Origin of the sequence: Enterobacter cloacae complex sp. IR53041, assembly GCF_049238285.1 — a bacterium.
Taxonomy (GTDB): Bacteria; Pseudomonadota; Gammaproteobacteria; order Enterobacterales; family Enterobacteriaceae; genus Enterobacter; species Enterobacter roggenkampii.
The window spans coordinates 22,469-42,920 of record NZ_JBMKHB010000028.1 but is presented as its reverse complement, the minus strand read 5'-3'; the positions used below and the strand labels follow the sequence as shown (position 1 = coordinate 42,920).

Here is a 20,452-nt window from a genome sequence, read left to right as displayed (position 1 = left end):
ACAAAAAAAGCACCCGCAGGTGCTTTCTTTCGAACCCAGTTTAACCGGCTGGCTAAACTCAGTTGCCGTAAATATTGGCGCGATCGCGCAGTTCTTTACCCGGCTTAAAGTGTGGAACGTACTTACCTTCCAGCTCGACTTTATCGCCAGTTTTCGGGTTACGCCCGGTACGTGGAGCACGATAGTGCAGAGAAAAACTACCGAAACCGCGGATTTCAATGCGCTCGCCCTGGGCAAGAGTGGAGGCCATATGCTCCAGCATCTCTTTTACGGCATCTTCCACTGCCTTGGCAGGGATATGCGGTTGCTGACTGGCAAGTCTTTCAATCAATTCTGACTTGGTCATGATTCCTCCGGTTCCTTTCAAACCAATTAGCTGAACAGCTCATTAAACAAGGGCGGCCGTAGCCGCCCTTTGTTATTGATTACAGGACGAATCCTGTAATCTGTCAAGTTTGCTCCTCATCCTTCGCGCTGTAAATGCGTTACAGCGCAAATGATGCTGAGAACCTGATATTACTCGCCTTTAGCTGCTTTGAAAGCTTCAGCCATTGCGTTGTTAGAGAAGTTTGCATCTTCCTGTTTGTTAACAGTTGCGATTGCATCTTTCTCATCAGCTTCGTCTTTAGCACGAACAGACAGGCTGATTGCACGGTTCTTACGGTCAACACCGGTGAACTTAGCTTCAACGTCGTCGCCTACGTTCAGAACCAGAGTGGCATCTTCAACGCGGTCACGGGAAGCTTCAGAAGCGCGCAGGTAACCTTCAACGCCGTCAGCCAGTTCTACGGTTGCGCCTTTCGCGTCAACTGCAGTGACTTTACCGTTTACGATTGCGCCTTTCTTGTTCAGTGCAACCCAGTTGTTGAACGGATCTTCTGCGAGTTGTTTAACGCCCAGGGAGATACGCTCACGCTCTGCGTCAACCTGCAGAACAACTGCAGCGATTTCGTCGCCTTTTTTGTATTCACGAACTGCTTCTTCGCCTGCAACGTTCCAGGAGATGTCAGACAGGTGAACCAGGCCATCGATGCCGCCGTCCAGGCCGATGAAGATACCGAAGTCAGTGATAGACTTGATTTTACCTTCAACACGGTCGCCCTTGTTGTGGGTTTCCGCGAACTGCTGCCATGGGTTGTTTTTGCACTGCTTCAGGCCCAGGGAGATACGACGACGTTCTTCGTCGATATCCAGAACCATCACTTCCACTACATCACCAACGTTAACAACTTTGGATGGGTGGATGTTTTTGTTGGTCCAGTCCATTTCGGAAACGTGCACCAGACCTTCAACGCCTTCTTCGATTTCAACGAAGCAGCCGTAGTCAGTCAGGTTGGTTACGCGACCAGTCAGTTTAGTCCCTTCTGGGTAACGCTTAGCGATAGCTACCCATGGATCTTCGCCCAGCTGTTTCAGGCCGAGGGATACACGAGTACGCTCGCGGTCGAACTTCAGCACTTTAACAGTGATTTCGTCGCCCACGTTCACGATTTCGCTTGGGTGCTTAACGCGTTTCCACGCCATGTCGGTGATGTGCAGCAGGCCATCAACGCCGCCCAGGTCAACGAATGCGCCGTAGTCAGTGAGGTTCTTAACGATACCTTTGACTTCCATGCCTTCCTGCAGGTTTTCCAGCAGCTGATCGCGTTCTGCGCTGTTTTCGGATTCGATAACGGCACGACGGGAAACAACAACGTTGTTACGCTTCTGGTCCAGCTTGATTACTTTGAACTCAAGCTCTTTGCCTTCCAGGTGCAGGGTGTCACGAACTGGACGAACGTCTACCAGAGAACCTGGCAGGAACGCACGAATACCATTCAGCTCAACAGTGAAGCCACCTTTAACTTTGCCGTTGATAACACCGACCACAGTTTCAGCTTCTTCGTAAGCTTTTTCCAGCGTGATCCATGCTTCGTGACGTTTCGCTTTCTCACGAGAAAGCAGGGTTTCACCGAAGCCGTCTTCTACTGCGTCCAGAGCAACGTCAACTTCGTCGCCAACCTGGATTTCCAGCTCGCCCTGGGCGTTTTTGAACTGCTCTGCCGGAATGGCGGACTCAGATTTCAGACCGGCGTCAACCAGTACTACGTCTTTGTCGATAGCAACAACAACACCGCGAACGATGGAACCCGGGCGGGTTTCGATTTCTTTTAAGGATTCTTCAAACAGTTGAGCAAAAGATTCAGTCATGTTTAATCTTCAGGTTAATATTAACGTCCACCTGGCTCCGTGCCGGATGGGGTTGTTTCACATACCCGCCGTCAATCCATTGCAGCGGGGGTACTGCTAAATCGGTCGCGATTACGCGAGTGCCAGTTTTTGGCGCGCATATTGTAGCGCTTTTTCAATCACTTGCTCAATAGTTAAACTGGTTGAATCCAGAACTAATGCATCTTCTGCTGGAACAAGTGGGGCGACGGCGCGGTTACGATCGCGGTCATCGCGCTCTTTTATCTCGGATAAAAGGCGATCAAAGTTAACACTAAACCCCTTTTCCTGCAACTGAAGCATGCGGCGTTGAGCGCGTTCTTCCGAAGAGGCGTCAAGGAAAATTTTCACAGGTGCATCAGGGAATACCACGGTTCCCATATCGCGTCCGTCCGCGATCAAACCCGGTGCTTCACGGAACGCGCGCTGACGACGTAACAGCGCCTCACGAACGCGCGGGAAGGCCGCTACCTGAGAGGCCGCATTCGCCACTTCCTGAGTACGGATTTCCCCGCTCACGTCTTCCCCTTCAAGGATGACTTCCAGGTTGCCATTGGTCGACACGAAACGCACATCAAGATGCGCAGCCAGCGGAACCAGCGCTTCTTCTGACGCCACGTCCACATGGTGATGCAGCGCAGCCAGAGCCAGCACGCGATAGATTGCTCCCGAATCTAAAAGATGCCATTGCAATGCTTCCGCCATCGCTTTGCACAGAGTCCCTTTCCCTGCGCCACTCGGCCCATCAATGGTGATTACCGGGGCAATTGCCGTCATCTTTTTCTCCTTAAATAAGGCATACCGTTTACATGAACGCCGCGCATTATACGCGTCAACGTGCGCAACTGTTACCTTTGCGTGCAAATTACGGATTGATTGAAGCAGAGTGTAGAAGAAATGAACGGAAGTGTTCGTCAGGAAGCGTAAGGAAATGCCGCATCAGGTGATGCGGCAAGCGTCATCAGGCCAGCGTGCTAATGCGTGCCAGCTGTTCAAAGTAGTCCGGGAACGTTTTCGCCGTACATTTCGGATCGAGAATGGTCACAGGCGTGTCGGACAGTGCCACCAGCGAGAAGCACATCGCCATACGGTGATCGTTGTAGGTGCCGATCTCGGCAACCTGCAGTTTTGCAGGAGGCGTGACGCGAATGTAGTCTTCGCCCTCTTCCACCTCAGCACCGACCTTACGCAGTTCGGTCGCCATCGCAAACAGACGGTCAGTCTCTTTTACGCGCCAGTTGTAGATGTTACGCAGCGTGGTGGTGCCTTTTGCAAACAGCGCCGCCGTGGCAATGGTCATCGCCGCATCCGGAATATGGTTCATGTCCATGTCGATGGCCTTCAGCTCGCCGTGGGTACAGGAGATGAAGTCATCACCCCAGGTCACAATCGCGCCCATTTTTTCCAGCACGTCCGCAAAACGAATGTCACCCTGCACGCTGTTGCGACCAATACCGGTCACCTTCACGGTACCGCCTTTGATCGCGCCTGCAGCCAGGAAGTAAGATGCCGACGAGGCGTCGCCTTCAACAAGATAGCTGCCCGGAGACTGGTACTGCTGCGCCCCACGCACGACAAAACGCTGATAAGACTGGTTTTCCACCTCAACGCCGAAGGTTTTCATCAGGTGCAGCGTGATATCAATATACGGTTTGGAGACCAGCTCACCTTTAATCGTGATAACCGTATCCTGCGGCGCCAGCGGCGCGGTCATCAGCAGTGCGGTCAGGAACTGGCTGGAGACGCTGCCGTCAACCTCAACGTGACCGCCGGTAAAGCCCCCGCGCAGACGCAGTGGCGGATAATTTTCCTGCTCCAGATACTCGACCTGCGCGCCGCCCTGACGCAGGGCATCCACCAGATGGCCAATCGGACGCTCTTTCATGCGCGGCTCGCCGGTCAGCACAATGTTGTTGCGCCCCAGACACAGGGCCGCCGCCAGCGGACGCATCGCGGTACCCGCGTTGCCCAGAAACAGCTCAAGCTCTTCACCCGTCTGCAGCGCGCCGCCGTTGCCGGTCACTTCGCAGCGGGTACGATCGTCGGAGAGAGTGTAATGAACGCCCAACGCTTTCAGCGCATTGAGCATATGGCGCACGTCATCGCTGTCCAGCAGGTTTGTAAGGACGGTGGTGCCGTTTGCCAGTGCTGCCAGCAGCAGAGCGCGGTTCGAGACACTTTTTGAACCAGGCAGATTAATGGTGCCATCTACCCGCGCGATAGGTTGTAACGTCAGGGATTCCATGAAAACTTAACTCTCAACTCAACATAATAAAAACCCCGCAGCAGGGCTACGGGGGTGAAAACAGCGCAATTAACCGTGGCGACGTTCGAAGTCGATCATGAAATCGGTCAGCGCTTTAACGCCTTCCAGCGGCATCGCGTTATAGATGGAGGCACGCATGCCGCCCACGACACGGTGACCTTTCAGCGCGTGCAGGCCGGCCGCGAAGGACTCTTCCAGGAACACTTTATCCAGGTTGCTGTCCGCCAGCTGGAACGGCACGTTCATGCGGGAACGGTTAGCTTTCGCCACGTCGTTGCGGTAGAAATCGCTCTTGTCGATCACGCCATACAGCAGTTCGGCTTTCTGTTGATTCACTTTGTCCATCTGCGCCACGCCGCCGTTTTGCTTCAGCCATTTGAAGACCAGGCCGGAGAGGTACCAGGCAAACGTCGGTGGGGTGTTGAACATAGAATCGTTGTCGTTCAGCACGGTGTAATCAAGAATCGACGGGCACGATGTATGCGCTTTACCCAGCAGGTCTTCACGCACGATAACAATCGTCAGGCCTGCAGGGCCGATATTTTTCTGCGCGCCCGCGTAGATTACGCCATAACGGCTGACGTCAATTGGTGCAGAAAGAATGGTGGAGGAGAAGTCAGCGGCAACCACGACGTCTTTACCAAAGTTCGGCGTCTCGTCGATGGCAATCCCGTCAATGGTTTCGTTCGGGCAGTAGTGCAAATACGCTGCGTTATCAGAAAGCTGCCATTCGCTCATTGGCTTCACGGCGCGCAGGCCGTCAACGGTCACTTTGGCGTCAATCACATTCGGCGTGCAGTATTTGTGCGCTTCTTTCACCGCACTGGCCGCCCAGTAGCCTGCGTCAACGTAGTCTGCCGTCGTTTTATCGCCCAGGATGTTTAGCGGTACGCCTGCAAACTGGCCGCGCCCGCCGCCGTGACAGAACAATACTTTGTAGTTCGAGGGAATATTCAGCAGATCGCGAAAATCCTTTTCTGCCTCTTCCGCCACCTGAATAAACTCTTTACCCCGGTGGCTGATTTCCATCACCGACGTTCCCAGACCGTTCCAGTCACAAAGTTCCTGTTGAGCCTGTTTAAGCACGTCTGCCGGTAACATTGCCGGACCTGAACTGAAATTAAAGACTTGAGCCATTTCCCCTCACCACGCTAAAAGCCATAAGTTATAACTGTGGATATCGGTTTTATCATTCAGTGACACGCGCCGCAATGTCTAAAACTTATGACCCGTGAAATGTGCCCCGCGTCACACAAAACAATCTGCCGCCTCGCCAGGACAAAACCGACAAAATGGCTGTCAGGTGATGCGTTTAGCCCGGCTAACCTTCGTCCATTCCGGATTTGCACAGCGGGGGCATAATCGACGATCCCCCGGCTGCATCGCGACGACATGGCTACATCTCACGCAGGCATACTCGCCTGACTCAGGTACGGTTCTGAAACGCTCGATCAGCATATCCGGCAGGATGCACAGTCCCGGCCTCACCTCATCGTCAGAATAGTAATAGACGCTGATCTGCCCGTTGGTCTCCATGATCGCCAGACGCACCTGCCCGAGCTGTTCCACGCTGTTGAGGCGAAGCTCCATAAAGAACTCAAACTCGGTCATATTGGCGCTCTGAACGTTTTCCCAGGCCAGCTGACCGTCCTCGACGATAACGACCGGCTTCCCTTCAAGCAGATCTTCCAGCTTTTCACTTTTCGACATCAGCCACATGACAAGGCGGTAAAGCAGCGCCAGTGTGACAAAAACGATAAATACCGGCACCATCGGCACATCATCATAGAAGGCGACATCCCCCGCCGCGGAACCCAGCGTCAGGATGATCAACACTTCAAAAAGCGACATCTGCCGCACGCCGCGACGACCGGTGATTTTAAGAAACAGGAAGACCAGAACGAAGGTATACAGACTACGCAGCGCCACTTCGCCTAAAAATTCAGGAGGGACTTTATCAAACGCCATCCGCTGGAGATCGAATGCTTTCATTTTTCTATGCCTTAACAGTGAGTTACTGACAATAAGCATAGCCCAGTCTTTTATTTTCGCCGGAGATAGCACCCGTCACGCAAAACCCGTATCATTGCGCGCTTTACGTACGATAAAAGTGAACGCCATGACTCAAACGTTTATCCCCGGCAAAGACGCCGCTCTGGAAGATTCCATCGCTCGCTTCCAGCAGAAACTGACCGACCTGGGTTTTCACATCGAAGAAGCCTCCTGGCTCAATCCGGTGCCTCATGTCTGGTCTGTGCATATTCGCGATAAAGACTGTGCCCTGTGCTTTACCAACGGTAAAGGCGCGACAAAAAAAGCGGCACTGGCCTCCGCGCTGGGTGAGTATTTTGAGCGTCTGTCCACCAACTATTTCTTCGCTGACTTCTGGCTGGGCGAAACCATCGCCAACGCCCCGTTCGTTCACTATCCGAACGAAAAATGGTTCCCGCTGACCGAAGACGATGAACTGCCGGAAGGAATTCTCGACGCGCGCCTGCGTGCCTTCTACGATCCGGAAAACGAACTGACCGCCAGCATGCTGATCGATCTGCAGTCCGGCAACGACGATCGCGGTATTTGCGCCCTGCCGTTTACCCGTCAATCTGACGAGCAGACCGTCTATATTCCGATGAACATTGTCGGCAACCTGTATGTGTCTAACGGCATGTCCGCCGGTAACACCCGCAATGAAGCGCGCGTGCAGGGGCTGTCTGAAGTCTTCGAGCGTCATATCAAAAACCGCATTATTGCCGAATCCATCAGCCTGCCTGAAATTCCGGCAGAGGTGCTGGCACGCTACCCGGGCGTGGTGGAATCCATCGCCAAGCTGGAAGCAGAAGGTTTCCCAATCTTTGCGTATGACGGCTCGCTGGGCGGCAAGTATCCAGTGATCTGCGTCGTGCTGTTTAACCCGACCAACGGCACCTGCTTCGCCTCCTTCGGCGCGCACCCGGACTTCGGCGTGGCGCTGGAGCGTACCGTTACCGAGCTGCTTCAGGGCCGTAGCCTGAAAGATCTCGACGTGTTTACGCCGCCAACGTTTGACGATGAAGAAGTGGCCGAGCATACCAACCTCGAAACCCACTTCATCGATTCCAGCGGCTTAATTTCCTGGGATATGTTCAAGCAGGACGCGGACTATCCGTTCGTGGACTGGAGCTTTGCCGGTACCACGGAAGAAGAGTTCGCGACGCTGATGGCGATCTTCAACGCGGAAGACCAGGAAGTGTACATTGCCGATTACGAGCACTTGGGCGTTTACGCGTGCCGCATCATCGTGCCTGGCATGTCTGATATCTATCCGGCGGAAGATCTGTGGCTGGCGAACAACAGCATGGGCGCGAATCTGCGTGAAACGCTGCTGGCTCTGCCGGGCAGCGAATGGGAGAAAGAAGATTATCTGAACCTGATCGCCCAGCTGGACGAAGAAGGCCACGATGATTTCACCCGCGTACGCGAACTCCTGGGCCTGGCGACCGGTAAAGACAACGGCTGGTACACCCTGCGCATCGGTGAGTTGAAAGCGATGCTGGCCCTGGCGGGCGGCGATCTGGATCAGGCCCTGGCCTGGACCGAGTGGACCATGGAGTTCAACCAGTCGGTCTTCTCTGCCGAGCGCACCAACTATTACCGCTGCCTGCAAACCCTGCTGCTGCTTGCACAGGAAGAGGATCGCGAACCGCTGCAATATCTGAATGCTTTCGTGCGAATGTACGGCGCTGAGGCCGTTGAAGCAGCCAGCGCAGCCCTGAGCGGCGAAGCGCCGTTCTATGGCCTGCAGGCTGTTGATAGCGATCTGAAAGCCTTCCCGGCGCATCAGTCACTGCTGAAGGCCTACGAAAAGCTGCAGAAAGCAAAAGCCGCTTACTGGTCAAAATAAGCGCACATAACATTACCAGCAGTAGGCGTATTCAATCGTCTGGGCTATATTACGGGGCAATTTCATTGCCCCGTTTTTTATTTTCTTCGGCAATGATTGTTGATTGTAATAATAAAGTTAAACACGGGTAAATATAATAATATTGATCTGGGCTTTACTGTTACTTTTTATGGTTAATACTCCATATTAATTAACTGATAAAGAGGTGGCTGAACGAAAAAAATTCAACTCTTTTCATAACTTTTAAAATTTATTTTTATACGGATAATCAAATACTTACTCCGCATTTGCTGTAAATCCATACACACTGCGGGCCTATAAGCCAGGCGAGATATGATCTATATCAATTTCTCTTCTATAATGCTTTGTTAGTATCTCGTCGCCGACTTAATAAAGAGAGAGTTAGTGTGAAAGCTGACAACCCTTTTGATCTTTTACTCCCTGCTGCGATGGCCAAAGTTGCCGAAGAAGCAGGTGTCTATAAAGCAACGAAACACCCGATGAAGACGTTCTATCTGGCGATCACGGCTGGTGTGTTCATCTCTATCGCTTTCGTATTCTACATCACCGCCACCACCGGTACTGCCGGAATACCTTTCGGCATGGCCAAACTGATTGGCGGCATTTGTTTCTCACTGGGTCTGATTCTTTGCGTTATTTGCGGCGCCGACCTCTTCACCTCAACGGTGCTGATTGTCGTGGCAAAGGCGAGCGGAAGAATTACCTGGGGTCAGCTGGCACGTAACTGGCTTAATGTTTACGTGGGTAACCTGGTTGGCTGTCTGCTCTTTGTTTTGTTGATGTGGCTTTCTGGCGAGTACATGACCGCCAACGGTGGCTGGGGCCTTAACGTCCTGCAAACTGCCGACCACAAAATGCACCATACATTTATCGAAGCCGTTGCTCTCGGCATCCTCGCGAACCTGATGGTCTGCCTGGCTGTATGGATGAGCTACTCGGGTCGTAGCCTGATGGACAAAGCCTTAATTATGGTTCTGCCGGTTGCGATGTTCGTTGCCAGCGGCTTTGAGCACAGTATCGCGAATATGTTCATGATCCCAATGGGCATTGTTATCCGCGACTTTGCGAGCCCGGAGTTCTGGACCGCAGTTGGTTCATCCCCGGAAAGTTTCTCTCACCTGACTATTATGAATTTCATTACTGATAACCTGATCCCTGTCACTATCGGGAACATTATCGGTGGGGGTCTGTTAGTTGGGTTGACATACTGGGTCATTTACCTGCGTGGCGACGATCATCATTGATGGTTTTCTCAGGCAGTAAATAAAAAATCCACTTAAGAAGGTAGGTGTTACATGTCCGAGCTTAATGAAAAGTTAGCCACAGCCTGGGAAGGTTTTGCGAAAGGTGACTGGCAGAATGAAGTAAACGTACGTGACTTCATTCAGAAAAACTATACCCCGTATGAAGGTGACGAATCCTTCCTGGCTGGCGCAACTGACGCGACCACCAAGCTGTGGGACAGCGTAATGGAAGGCGTTAAACTGGAAAACCGCACTCACGCGCCAGTTGATTTTGACACCTCCGTTGCTTCCACCATCACTTCTCACGATGCTGGCTATATCAACAAAGCCCTTGAGAAAATCGTTGGTCTGCAGACTGAAGCACCACTGAAACGCGCAATCATCCCGTTCGGTGGTATTAAAATGGTTGAAGGTTCCTGCAAAGCGTATAACCGCGAGCTGGACCCAATGCTGAAAAAAATCTTCACCGAATACCGCAAAACCCACAACCAGGGCGTATTCGATGTTTACACTAAAGACATTCTGAACTGCCGTAAATCTGGCGTTCTGACTGGTCTGCCAGATGCATATGGCCGTGGTCGTATCATCGGTGACTACCGTCGCGTTGCGCTGTACGGTATCGACTTCCTGATGAAAGACAAGTACGCGCAGTTTGTTTCCCTGCAGTCCGATCTGGAAAACGGCGTAAACCTGGAAGCGACTATCCGTCTGCGTGAAGAAATCGCTGAACAGCACCGCGCGCTGGGTCAGATCAAAGAGATGGCTGCTAAATACGGCTGCGATATCTCTGGTCCTGCTACCAACGCTCAGGAAGCTATCCAGTGGACCTACTTCGGCTACCTGGCCGCAGTTAAATCTCAGAACGGCGCAGCAATGTCCTTCGGTCGTGTATCCACCTTCCTGGATGCCTATATCGAACGTGACCTGAAAGCAGGCAAAATCACCGAGCAAGACGCTCAGGAAATGATTGACCACCTGGTCATGAAACTGCGTATGGTTCGCTTCCTGCGTACCCCTGAATACGATGAGCTGTTCTCCGGTGACCCAATCTGGGCAACTGAATCCATCGGCGGTATGGGCGTTGACGGCCGTACTCTGGTGACCAAAAACAGCTTCCGCTTCCTGAACACCCTGTACACCATGGGTCCTTCTCCGGAGCCGAACATCACCGTTCTGTGGTCTGAAAAACTGCCTCTGAACTTCAAGAAATTCGCCGCTAAAGTGTCCATCGACACCTCTTCTCTGCAGTACGAGAACGATGACCTGATGCGTCCGGACTTCAACAACGACGATTACGCTATCGCTTGCTGCGTAAGCCCAATGGTTGTTGGTAAGCAAATGCAGTTCTTCGGTGCGCGTGCAAACCTGGCGAAAACCATGCTGTACGCAATCAACGGCGGCGTTGATGAAAAACTGAAAATGCAGGTTGGTCCTAAGTCTGAGCCTATCAAAGGCGATGTGCTGAACTATGACGAAGTCATGGAACGCATGGACCACTTCATGGACTGGCTGGCGAAACAGTACGTCACTGCGCTGAACGTTATCCACTACATGCACGACAAGTACAGCTACGAAGCCTCTCTGATGGCGCTGCACGACCGTGACGTTATCCGCACCATGGCGTGTGGTATCGCAGGTCTGTCCGTTGCTGCTGACTCCCTGTCTGCAATCAAATATGCGAAAGTTAAACCAATTCGTGACGAAGACGGTCTGGCTATCGACTTCGAAATCGAAGGCGAATATCCGCAGTTTGGTAACAACGATTCTCGCGTTGATGACATGGCGGTTGACCTGGTAGAACGTTTCATGAAGAAAATTCAGAAACTGACTACCTACCGTAACGCTATCCCGACTCAGTCTGTTCTGACCATCACCTCTAACGTTGTGTATGGTAAGAAAACCGGTAACACCCCAGACGGTCGTCGTGCTGGCGCGCCATTCGGCCCAGGTGCAAACCCAATGCACGGTCGTGACCAGAAAGGTGCGGTTGCCTCTCTGACTTCTGTCGCGAAACTGCCGTTTGCTTACGCGAAAGATGGTATCTCTTACACCTTCTCTATCGTGCCAAATGCGCTGGGTAAAGACGACGAAGTGCGTAAAACTAACCTCGCGGGTCTGATGGATGGTTACTTCCACCACGAAGCGTCCATCGAAGGTGGTCAGCACCTGAACGTGAACGTCATGAACCGTGAAATGCTGCTCGACGCGATGGAACATCCTGAGAAATATCCTCAGCTGACCATCCGCGTATCTGGCTACGCAGTACGTTTTAACTCCCTGACGAAAGAACAACAGCAGGACGTTATCACCCGTACTTTCACTCAGTCCATGTAAGTGGAATTGACTGAAATCACGCGTTAACAAGCGTACAATAAAGGCTCCACGTCAGTGGGGCCTTTTTAGCACCCTCTCCACCTCAGTCTCTTTTGTCCGCTATCTATACTGAATGGATAACAGCCAAAACAGACTTAACACAGCCGGCTTTGAGCTGTGCATACACAGGCCCCGGACGGGCCGATGATGGAGATATCACCGCAATGTCAACTATTGGTCGTATTCACTCCTTTGAATCCTGTGGCACCGTCGATGGCCCGGGTATCCGCTTTATCACCTTTTTCCAGGGCTGCCTGATGCGCTGCCTGTACTGCCATAACCGCGACACCTGGGACACGCACGGCGGTAAAGAAGTCACCGTCGACGATCTGATGAAAGAGGTGGTGACCTATCGCCACTTTATGAACGCCTCCGGCGGCGGTGTGACCGCGTCCGGCGGTGAAGCCATTCTTCAGGCTGAGTTTGTCCGCGACTGGTTCCGCGCCTGCCATAAAGAAGGCATTCATACCTGCCTCGACACCAACGGCTTTGTACGTCGCTACGATCCGGTGATTGATGAACTGCTCGAAGTGACCGATCTGGTGATGCTCGATCTCAAACAGATGAATGATGAGATCCACCAGAATCTGGTGGGCGTCTCCAACCACCGCACGCTGGAGTTTGCCAAATACATTGCCGACAAGGGCATCAAAACCTGGATCCGCTACGTGGTTGTTCCTGGCTGGTCAGATGACGACGACTCCGCGCACCGCCTGGGAGAATTTACCCGCGACATGGGCAACGTCGAGAAAATCGAGCTTCTGCCCTATCACGAGCTAGGTAAACATAAATGGGTGGCCATGGGTGAAGAGTACAAGCTTGATGGCGTGAAGCCGCCGAAAAAAGAGACGATGGAACGCGTCAAAGGTATTCTTGAACAGTACGGTCACAAAGTGATGTATTAAAGAAAAGGCCCGGTGAGAACCGGGCCTTTTTTATTCTATTTAAAGACGCCGTTAATAACGGAAGTCACAATCGCAGTACTCAGCGCAATTAAGACCAGGTCGTCACCCACTACGCGCCATTCGTAGCCGGGATAGGAAGGAAGCTGGTCCAGCATTGAGGCCGGAACGGCCTTCTTCGCAATACCCGGAGGCAGTGGTTTACCGCGCGCCAGGTTTTTTGCGATCCCCGGGGGCAGTGACTTATAACCCGTTAAGCCGTAATTCACGGCCAGATGGCGGGCATGATCGAAGCTCACGCGAGCATCAACGTCATTACCGACATCTTTGCTGTTTTTAACGCCCTTATCCGATTTACCAGGGTTATCCTGACCGTTATTTTGTTTATTACCATGGTTACCGGCGTTACCAGAATTCCCGTTACCATGATTGCCGCTGTTACCCTGTCCGCCTCCGTTTCCGTGACCATTGCCATTCCCGTTGCCAGGATTAGCCATGACCGGAGCCGTTGCAAACGTTAAAGACAACACTACGGCCAGTGCGGTAGTGGAAAAACGACGAATAGACATGATTGCTGCCTTTTAGTGGTAGAACTCATTTGAATTATCGCCAGGCGGGAAAAACAAACAATACGTAAAGGTCTTATATGTGACAGGGACAAAAAAGCCTGTCGATGACAGGCTTTTAATTCATCAGGCATGTGCCACAGGCGTTGGATGTTCGCCCGCTTTACGCAGCAGCATTAAGAGATAAATAAACGACACGCTGGCGATCATGATAAACAGTAAATTGTCGGAATAATTTTGCATCAGCATCGCGGTAAACGTCGGCCCTAATAAGCTGCCGATGGTATAGCTCAGTAACAGCGCCTGGTTCATTGCCACGAGCTGGTGATGTTCAACTTTCTCACAGGCCCACGCCATCGCGACCGGATAAAGCGTGAAACCTGCCGCCCCAAGAATAAACAGCGCTGGCGCCATCGCGGCATTGCTGAGCATGGCAAGGCAACCCATGATCACCACGAAGACCTGAACGCGCAATACCAGCAGACGGCCAAAGCGATCAGCCAGACGGCCAATTGGCCATTGTCCAACAATACCCGCACTCACCATCACCGCCATCCAGAAGCCAATTCCGGAGTCGCTGACGCCCTGATGGTTCAGATAAAGCGGCATCAGGCCATAGAGCGAGCCCAGTACAATCCCCGAGATAATGCAGCCGTTAACGCCCAGACGCGCCTGACGCAGCCTCAGCATGGGCCAGACATGGGTTGCTTCCTGGTGTTCACTGTTCTGGCTCACAATGCGGGTAAAGAGCAGCGGCAGTATTGCGGCCAGCACCATGCCCGTTACCCACGGCAGAACGCTCATCAGGTCGGTTGGCAGCTTGCTCACCATCAGTTGTCCCAGCACGGTGCCGACATAGTAAACCATCATGTAGGCCGCCAGCAGGCGTCCGCGGTTGCGGGAGGTGCCGCTGCACATCAGCGCACTTTCAACGACCACCCAAATCATCGCGCAGCCAACACCGGCGATAAAGCGCCATGCCATCCAGCTCCAGAAGCCGACCATCAGGCCCAGCCCCGCACATCCGGCGGCGAAAATCAGCGAGGCCAGATAATAGCTGCGGTTAAAGCCAAAGCGCTTGATCAGGCTCCCGGTCACCAGCGTACCCAGCAGGTTCCCGGTAAAAAAGGACGAGCTGACCATACCCACCTGCCAGGTCGGTAAGTTTTCATGGGCGAGCCACAGCGGGACGAGCGTATTTAACACTGCGATCGCCAGGGTCAACAAAAGCAGGCCACAGAGCAACAGCAGCACTGGCCGGGTATAGGTGGTCATGGATTAAAAACCGCGAGGAAGTTCAGATTTCGTGCGCATCATGCCACTGGCAAAAACAAAGTCAATCCACTGATTTAGCCGCCTCGCACAATATGTTCCCTGTCGATTTAAAAAACTTATCCTGCTAATGCCACGCCTGCTATTGATATTAATTATGTCTCTGTTTTCATTTATTAATGGGCAAAATTAAAACAAAACGACAGTCGAAAAATTTCATGATCGAAAAAAGAAAAAGCCGGGCACTCTGGCCCGGCTTGATATAACCAAATGCAACGTTAACTGGCGACAGCCATACCAACGGTCATATGCAACCCGTAGAACACGCCGCGACCAATCAGTTCACCCGCCAGTACCAGCACAAAAGCCAGTGACAGCAGCGGCAGCGCCGGCTGATATCCTTTGAGCTGAGGGGCAATCCAGAATACCAGCGCGGCAACCAGCAGAACGATACGCCAGGCCATCAGCGCACCGTAGTCCGGCACCAGGGCAGAGGCCTGCTGAATAGAGCTGTGAATGGTTGCCAGTTCAGAACCCTGCATCAGGGCGACTATCGCACTCACTACCAGCGCCAGCAGCGAAACAGCGGGCAGCAGACGCATTGCCCATCCGTCGACACCCGCCACGCGCAGCAGCAGGTAGCCCAGCAGCGGCCCGCCAATAAACATCGTCAGGAAGAAGCTCATTGGCGTCCAGACGCTGTACCAGGTGGGGACGGTATCGATGGTGTTATAGACACGTATCATCATCCACACGAACACCACGCCCAGCACCATGGTCACAATCAGCCACAGGCTGCGCAGACCCGCAGGCAACTTCTTCATAGCGGCCAGCAGCCAGCCCAGCCCACCGACGGCAAAGAAAATTGCGCCACTGGCAATCTCGTTACTGAGGGATGAGGCCCCCACGCGGTTCAGAGAGTTAAACGCGCGCATCGGCGAGCCCAGGTGCAGCGTTGAGGCGATAAAGCCGATCCCCATCAGCACCCACAGGCCAAACATACTCAACACCAGGCGCTGCTGCTGTTCAGCATTGAGACGACCTTTCAACAACGCCAGCGCGAGCACAATGAAGCCGCCCGCTACGCACTGACCAAAGACCGTGAAGATCATCAGCGGCCATTCATGCCATCCACTTCCCATCTCACACCTCCTTCGGGTTTGCCAGGTAGCCGGTGGTGTCACCTGTAGGACGGCTGTTGGCGTTAGGTTTAATCACAATACTCGGCTTCGTGAAGTGCGCAGACGGCAGCGGTGCCACGGCGGCAAGCTGACCGTGTTTTTGACGCAGCTCTTCAATCGGGCCGAAGTCCAGCGCGCGCAGCGGACAGGATTCGACGCAGATTGGCTTTTTGCCATCCGCTACGCGGGTGTGGCAGCCGTCGCATTTGGTCATGTGGCCTTTAGCGGCGTTGTACTGCGGCGCGCCGTACGGACAGGCCATATGGCAGTAGCGACAGCCAATGCAGACATCTTCATCCACCACCACAAAACCGTCTTCGCGCTTGTGCATCGCCCCGCTCGGGCAGACTTTTGTACAAGCGGGATCTTCACAGTGGTTACAGGCAATCGACAGGTAATAAGCAAAGACATTCTGATGCCAGACGCCGTTATCTTCCTGCCAGTCGCCCCCGGCGTATTCATAGATGCGACGGAAGCTGACGTCCGGCGTCAGGTCTTTGTAGTCTTTACAGGCCAGCTCGCAGGTTTTGCACCCGGTGCAACGGCTGGAATCAATAAAAAATCCATACTGGGTTGTCATCGGCTACTCCTTAAACCTTTTCAACCTGGACAAGGTTTGTGTGGGATGGGTTGCCCTTCGCCAGCGGCGACGGACGCTGTGTGGTCAGTACGTTAATACTGCCTGCCTGGTCGATGCGGTTGGCATCCGGGCTGTACCAGGCCCCTTCCCCTAACGCCACCACGCCGGGCATCATGCGCGGGGTGACTTTGGCTTCAATATGCACCTCGCCGCGACCGTTGAAGATGCGCACGCGATCGCCATTGCTGATGCCGCGCGCTTTCGCGTCCATCGGGTTAATCCACATCTCCTGGCGGCAGGCGGCCTTCAGCACGTCGACGTTACCGTAGGTAGAGTGAACACGCGCTTTATAGTGGAAGCCGGTCAGCTGCAGCGGGAATTTCGCCGTCAGCGGATCGTTATAGTTTTCAAAGCCCGACGTGTAGATCGGCAGCGGATCGATAACATCCCCTTCCGGCAGCTCCCAGGTGGAGGCGATTTTTGCCAGCGCTTCGGAATAGATTTCGATTTTGCCCGACGGCGTGGTCAGCGGGTTCGCCTGCGGATCTTCACGGAACGCTTTGTACGCCACGTGGTGTCCTTCCGGATCGCGCTGTTTGTACATCCCCTGCTTGCGGAAGGTATCAAAGTCAGGGAGGTCAGGAATCGCCTTACGGGAGAGTTCATGCAGATGGCGCATCCACCCTTCCTGAGTACGCCCCTCGGTGAACTGCTGCTCAACGCCAAGACGTTTCGCCAGCTCAGAGGTCATCTCATAAATGGTTTTGCACTCGAAGCGCGGTTTAATCGCCTGGTCGGTAAAGATCACGTAGGACATGTTGCCGCAGGAGGCGTCCAGCGCGAAATCCATCTGCTCAGAGGCGGTGCAGTCCGGCAGCAGGATATCGGCATATTTTGCCGAGGAGGTCATGTGACAATCGATCACCACAATCATCTCGCACTTCTTGTCGTCCTGCAGGATTTCATGGGTGCGGTTGATTTCAGAGTGCTGGTTGATGAGACAGTTGCCGGCGTAGTTCCAGATCATCTTGATCGGCACGTCCAGCTTGTCCTTACCGCGCACGCCGTCGCGCAGGGCGGTCATTTCCGGGCCACGTTCAATCGCATCGGTCCACATAAACATGGAGATGCTGGTCTGAACCGGGTTATCCAGCGTTGGCATACGTTCAAACGGCACTTCATATGAGCCTTCACGCGCGCCGGTGTTACCGCCGTGAATACCGACGTTGCCGGTCAGAATGGAGAGCATGGAAATGGCACGGGTCGCAATTTCACCGTTCGCATGACGCTGCGGACCCCAGCCCTGGCTAATGTAGGCTGGTTTGGCTGAGCCAATCTCACGCGCCAGCTGAACGATACGCTCTGCCGGGATGCCGGTGATGGTGGACGCCCACTCCGGCGTTTTTGCCACGCCATCGCTACCCTGACCGAGAATGTAGGCTTTGTAATGTCCGTTTGCCGGTGCGCTGGCTGGCAGGGTTTTCTCGTCATAGCCGACGCAGTATTTATCCAGGAAAGGCTGATCGACGAGGTTCTCGGTGATCATCACCCACGCCAGCGCTGAGACCAGGGCCGCATCGGTACCCGGACGTATTGGGATCCACTCGTCTTCACGTCCGGCACCGGTGTCGGTATAGCGCGGATCGATGATGATCATGCGGGCATTGGATTTGGCGCGCGCCTGTTCGAGGTAGTAGGTTACCCCGCCACCGCTCATGCGGGTTTCCCCCGGGTTGTTACCAAACAGCACGACCAGCTTGCTGTTTTCGATATCTGACGGGCTGTTGCCGTCCGCCCAGCCGCCGTAGGTGTAGTTCAGTCCCGCTGCGATCTGCGCCGAGGAGTAGTCGCCATAGTGATTGAGATAACCGCCGCAGCAGTTCATCAGGCGCGCCACCAGCGTTTTTCCCGGCGGCCAGGAACGGGTCAGCGTGCCGCCGAGCGTCCCGGTACCGTAGTTCAGGTAGATGGATTCGTTGCCGTACTCTTTAATAAGGCGCTGCATATTGGTGGCGATGATGTCGTAGGCCTCATCCCAGCTAATCCGCTCGAACTTCCCTTCCCCACGCTTACCGACACGCTTCATCGGATATTTCAGGCGGTCCGGATTATAGACGCGGCGACGCATGGAGCGACCACGCAAACACGCACGAACCTGATGTAACCCTTCGTAGTTATCGTCCCCGGTATTGTCGGTTTCGACATATTTAATTTCGCCATCCACCACATGCATACGCAGCGGACAACGGCTACCGCAGTTAACGGTACAGGCACTCCACACCACTTTTTCCGGCGAAGTGGCCGGAGACAGAGCATCTGCCGCCGACGCCAGTCGGGTAAAAGGGAGCGTGAAGGCACTACTGGCTACGGCCAGGCCGCCTATTGCCGTGGTTTTCATCAACCCACGGCGAGTGACCTCGGCAGCCATTAATGCTTCAGGCGCGTTGATTTTCATAGAGACTCACTTTGGTTGCTCACAAAGAAAAGAGAGGCGGCGCAAACCGCTATGTAGTTTTATATATAACGAATATTATCGTTATCAGCTTTTTATGCTGGCTTTCATTCGAAGGAGTATTACTACTTTAGAGGGAGAGGTTATTGCGTCGTATCAAACCAAAGGCATAAAAAAAGCGCCCTGAGGCGCTTTTTTGTTTTAAGACAAATTATTAGCCGATGTACTGCTGGCCTTTCATGTATGGACGCAGCACTTCAGGGATCTCGATACGACCGTCTGCCTGCTGATAGTTTTCCAGCACGGCAACCAGGGTACGGCCCACAGCCAGGCCAGAACCGTTCAGGGTATGCACCAGACGGGTTTTCTTATCAGATTTGCTGCGGCAACGTGCCTGCATGCGGCGCGCCTGGAAATCCCAGACGTTAGAGCAGGAGGAGATCTCACGGTAGGTGTTCTGCGCAGGTACCCACACTTCCAGATCGAAGGTTTTGCAGGCACCAAAGCCCATATCACCGGTGCACAGCGCCATACGACGGTATGGCAGACCCAGCAGCTCCAGCACTTTCTCCGCGTGGCCGGTCATCTCTTCCAGCGCGTCCATGGATTCTTCAGGACGGACGATCTGCACCATCTCAACTTTGTCGAACTGGTGCATGCGGATCAGACCGCGCGTGTCGCGACCGTAAGATCCTGCTTCAGAGCGGAAGCACGGAGAGTGCGCCGTCAGTTTGATTGGCAGGTCGTCTTCGTCGATGATCTCATCACGCACGAGGTTAGTCAGCGGCACTTCCGCGGTTGGGATCAGCGCGTAGTTGCTGCTGTCTGCTTCCTCGTCCAGCGGACGGGTATGGAACAGGTCGCCGGCAAATTTCGGCAGCTGGCCCGTACCGTACAGCGTATCGTGGTTGACCAGATACGGCACATAGGTTTCGCTGTAGCCATGCTGCTCGGTGTGCAGATCCAGCATGAACTGCGCCAGCGCACGGTGCAGATGGGCAATCTGGCCTTTCATCACCACGAAGCGAGAGCCGGTCAGCTTAACCGCTGCCGCAAAATCCAGGCCCGCGTGCATTTCGCCCAGCGTCACGTGGTCGCGCACCTCGAAGTCAAACTCACGAGGCGTACCCCAGCGTTTCACTTCAACGTTGTCGTTTTCATCTTTGCCGACAGGCACGCTGTCGTCAGGAATATTCGGGATAGCCAGGGCAATATCACGAATTTCGGCCTGAAGAACATCCAGTTCAGCTTTCGCCTGATCCAGTTCTTCACCCAGCTTGTTCACTTCCAGGCGTAATGGCTCAATATCTTCCCCGCGCGCTTTCGCCTGGCCGATGGATTTCGATCGAGAGTTACGCTCTGCCTGCAGATTTTCAGTTTGTACCTGCAGTACTTTACGACGCTCTTCAAGAGCGCGCAGCTTATCTACATCCAGCTTAAAGCCCCGGCGTGCCAGTTTTTCAGCGACTGCGTCTGGCTCATTACGCAGCAGATTGGGATCGAGCAT

16 protein-coding genes are annotated in these 20,452 nt (G+C 53.7%); 4 read left to right on the top strand and 12 right to left on the bottom strand.

The genetic code is table 11. The features are described 5' to 3' along the window. Positions 1–58: 58 nt before the first annotated feature. From ihfB to ACOTXF_RS18205, 6 genes are all read right to left on the bottom strand, one after another. A complete protein-coding gene (ihfB, locus tag ACOTXF_RS18230) occupies positions 59–346 on the bottom strand; it encodes an integration host factor subunit beta (protein ID WP_008499965.1) in 288 nt (95 codons plus the stop codon). Between the two features lie 170 nt (positions 347–516). Next, the gene (gene rpsA, locus ACOTXF_RS18225; RefSeq protein ID WP_008499966.1) at positions 517–2,190 is read right to left on the bottom strand and encodes a 30S ribosomal protein S1; all 1,674 of its coding nucleotides are present in this window, start codon (positions 2,188–2,190) and stop codon (positions 517–519) included. A 111-nt stretch (positions 2,191–2,301) separates the two neighbouring features. After that, a complete protein-coding gene (gene cmk / locus ACOTXF_RS18220; protein ID WP_008499967.1) occupies positions 2,302–2,985 on the bottom strand; it encodes a (d)CMP kinase in 684 nt (227 codons plus the stop codon). 184 nt (positions 2,986–3,169) lie between these two features. Next, positions 3,170–4,453, bottom strand: coding sequence for a 3-phosphoshikimate 1-carboxyvinyltransferase (aroA, locus tag ACOTXF_RS18215; RefSeq protein ID WP_046091830.1), 1,284 nt, complete (start codon positions 4,451–4,453; stop codon positions 3,170–3,172). 69 nt (positions 4,454–4,522) lie between these two features. Beyond that, on the bottom strand, positions 4,523–5,611 hold the full coding sequence (gene serC / locus ACOTXF_RS18210; protein ID WP_021240877.1) for a 3-phosphoserine/phosphohydroxythreonine transaminase: 1,089 nt from the start codon (positions 5,609–5,611) through the stop codon (positions 4,523–4,525). Positions 5,612–5,773: 162 nt separating this feature from the next. Continuing rightward, positions 5,774–6,466 carry a DUF421 domain-containing protein gene (locus ACOTXF_RS18205; protein WP_039025198.1) on the bottom strand — a complete coding sequence of 231 codons (693 nt, stop codon included), beginning with the start codon at positions 6,464–6,466 and terminating at the stop codon, positions 5,774–5,776. Positions 6,467–6,593: 127 nt separating this feature from the next. Here ACOTXF_RS18205 and ycaO point away from each other — a divergent pair, with 127 nt between their 5' ends. The 4 genes from ycaO to pflA all read left to right on the top strand — a co-directional run bounded on the left by ycaO (position 6,594) and on the right by pflA (position 12,897). Next, positions 6,594–8,354 (top strand): 30S ribosomal protein S12 methylthiotransferase accessory factor YcaO, encoded by a 1,761-nt coding sequence (gene ycaO / locus ACOTXF_RS18200; RefSeq protein WP_232926476.1) that lies wholly within the window; start codon positions 6,594–6,596, stop codon positions 8,352–8,354. Positions 8,355–8,761: 407 nt separating this feature from the next. Further along, positions 8,762–9,619: a formate transporter FocA gene (gene focA, locus ACOTXF_RS18195; protein WP_232926475.1), complete on the top strand. Its 858-nt coding sequence runs from the start codon at positions 8,762–8,764 to the stop codon at positions 9,617–9,619. Between the two features lie 51 nt (positions 9,620–9,670). After that, positions 9,671–11,953 carry a formate C-acetyltransferase gene (gene pflB, locus ACOTXF_RS18190; protein WP_008499975.1) on the top strand — a complete coding sequence of 761 codons (2,283 nt, stop codon included), beginning with the start codon at positions 9,671–9,673 and terminating at the stop codon, positions 11,951–11,953. Positions 11,954–12,156: 203 nt separating this feature from the next. Continuing rightward, positions 12,157–12,897 (top strand): pyruvate formate lyase 1-activating protein, encoded by a 741-nt coding sequence (gene pflA, locus ACOTXF_RS18185; RefSeq protein ID WP_008499976.1) that lies wholly within the window; start codon positions 12,157–12,159, stop codon positions 12,895–12,897. Between the two features lie 35 nt (positions 12,898–12,932). On the opposite strand, the gene ACOTXF_RS18180 is transcribed toward pflA, so the two are convergent. From ACOTXF_RS18180 to serS, 6 genes are all read right to left on the bottom strand, one after another. Further along, on the bottom strand, positions 12,933–13,463 hold the full coding sequence (locus tag ACOTXF_RS18180; RefSeq protein ID WP_024907800.1) for an anti-virulence regulator CigR family protein: 531 nt from the start codon (positions 13,461–13,463) through the stop codon (positions 12,933–12,935). Between the two features lie 123 nt (positions 13,464–13,586). Further along, a complete protein-coding gene (locus tag ACOTXF_RS18175; protein WP_048961911.1) occupies positions 13,587–14,735 on the bottom strand; it encodes an MFS transporter in 1,149 nt (382 codons plus the stop codon). 275 nt (positions 14,736–15,010) lie between these two features. Beyond that, positions 15,011–15,874: a dimethyl sulfoxide reductase anchor subunit family protein gene (locus ACOTXF_RS18170; protein ID WP_021240881.1), complete on the bottom strand. Its 864-nt coding sequence runs from the start codon at positions 15,872–15,874 to the stop codon at positions 15,011–15,013. A gap of 1 nt (position 15,875) precedes the next feature. Then, positions 15,876–16,493, bottom strand: coding sequence for a DMSO/selenate family reductase complex B subunit (locus ACOTXF_RS18165; protein WP_021240882.1), 618 nt, complete (start codon positions 16,491–16,493; stop codon positions 15,876–15,878). Between the two features lie 10 nt (positions 16,494–16,503). Continuing rightward, positions 16,504–18,948 (bottom strand): dimethylsulfoxide reductase subunit A, encoded by a 2,445-nt coding sequence (gene dmsA / locus ACOTXF_RS18160; protein WP_316937072.1) that lies wholly within the window; start codon positions 18,946–18,948, stop codon positions 16,504–16,506. A gap of 211 nt (positions 18,949–19,159) precedes the next feature. After that, the gene (gene serS, locus ACOTXF_RS18155; protein ID WP_008499983.1) at positions 19,160–20,452 is read right to left on the bottom strand and encodes a serine--tRNA ligase; all 1,293 of its coding nucleotides are present in this window, start codon (positions 20,450–20,452) and stop codon (positions 19,160–19,162) included.

Bases quoted from the DNA above. Each gene is read 5' to 3' on its own strand.
- ihfB (WP_008499965.1), bottom strand. From the start codon at position 346: ATGACCAAGTCAGAATTGATTGAAAGACTTGCCAGTCAGCAACCGCAT.
- rpsA (WP_008499966.1), bottom strand. From the start codon at position 2,190: ATGACTGAATCTTTTGCTCAACTGTTTGAAGAATCCTTAAAAGAAATC.
- cmk (WP_008499967.1), bottom strand. From the start codon at position 2,985: ATGACGGCAATTGCCCCGGTAATCACCATTGATGGGCCGAGTGGCGCA.
- aroA (WP_046091830.1), bottom strand. From the start codon at position 4,453: ATGGAATCCCTGACGTTACAACCTATCGCGCGGGTAGATGGCACCATT.
- serC (WP_021240877.1), bottom strand. From the start codon at position 5,611: ATGGCTCAAGTCTTTAATTTCAGTTCAGGTCCGGCAATGTTACCGGCA.
- ACOTXF_RS18205 (WP_039025198.1), bottom strand. From the start codon at position 6,466: ATGAAAGCATTCGATCTCCAGCGGATGGCGTTTGATAAAGTCCCTCCT.
- ycaO (WP_232926476.1), top strand. From the start codon at position 6,594: ATGACTCAAACGTTTATCCCCGGCAAAGACGCCGCTCTGGAAGATTCC.
- pflB (WP_008499975.1), top strand. From the start codon at position 9,671: ATGTCCGAGCTTAATGAAAAGTTAGCCACAGCCTGGGAAGGTTTTGCG.
- pflA (WP_008499976.1), top strand. From the start codon at position 12,157: ATGTCAACTATTGGTCGTATTCACTCCTTTGAATCCTGTGGCACCGTC.
- ACOTXF_RS18180 (WP_024907800.1), bottom strand. From the start codon at position 13,463: ATGTCTATTCGTCGTTTTTCCACTACCGCACTGGCCGTAGTGTTGTCT.
- ACOTXF_RS18175 (WP_048961911.1), bottom strand. From the start codon at position 14,735: ATGACCACCTATACCCGGCCAGTGCTGCTGTTGCTCTGTGGCCTGCTT.
- ACOTXF_RS18170 (WP_021240881.1), bottom strand. From the start codon at position 15,874: ATGGGAAGTGGATGGCATGAATGGCCGCTGATGATCTTCACGGTCTTT.
- ACOTXF_RS18165 (WP_021240882.1), bottom strand. From the start codon at position 16,493: ATGACAACCCAGTATGGATTTTTTATTGATTCCAGCCGTTGCACCGGG.
- dmsA (WP_316937072.1), bottom strand. From the start codon at position 18,948: ATGAAAATCAACGCGCCTGAAGCATTAATGGCTGCCGAGGTCACTCGC.
- serS (WP_008499983.1), bottom strand. From the start codon at position 20,452: ATGCTCGATCCCAATCTGCTGCGTAATGAGCCAGACGCAGTCGCTGAA.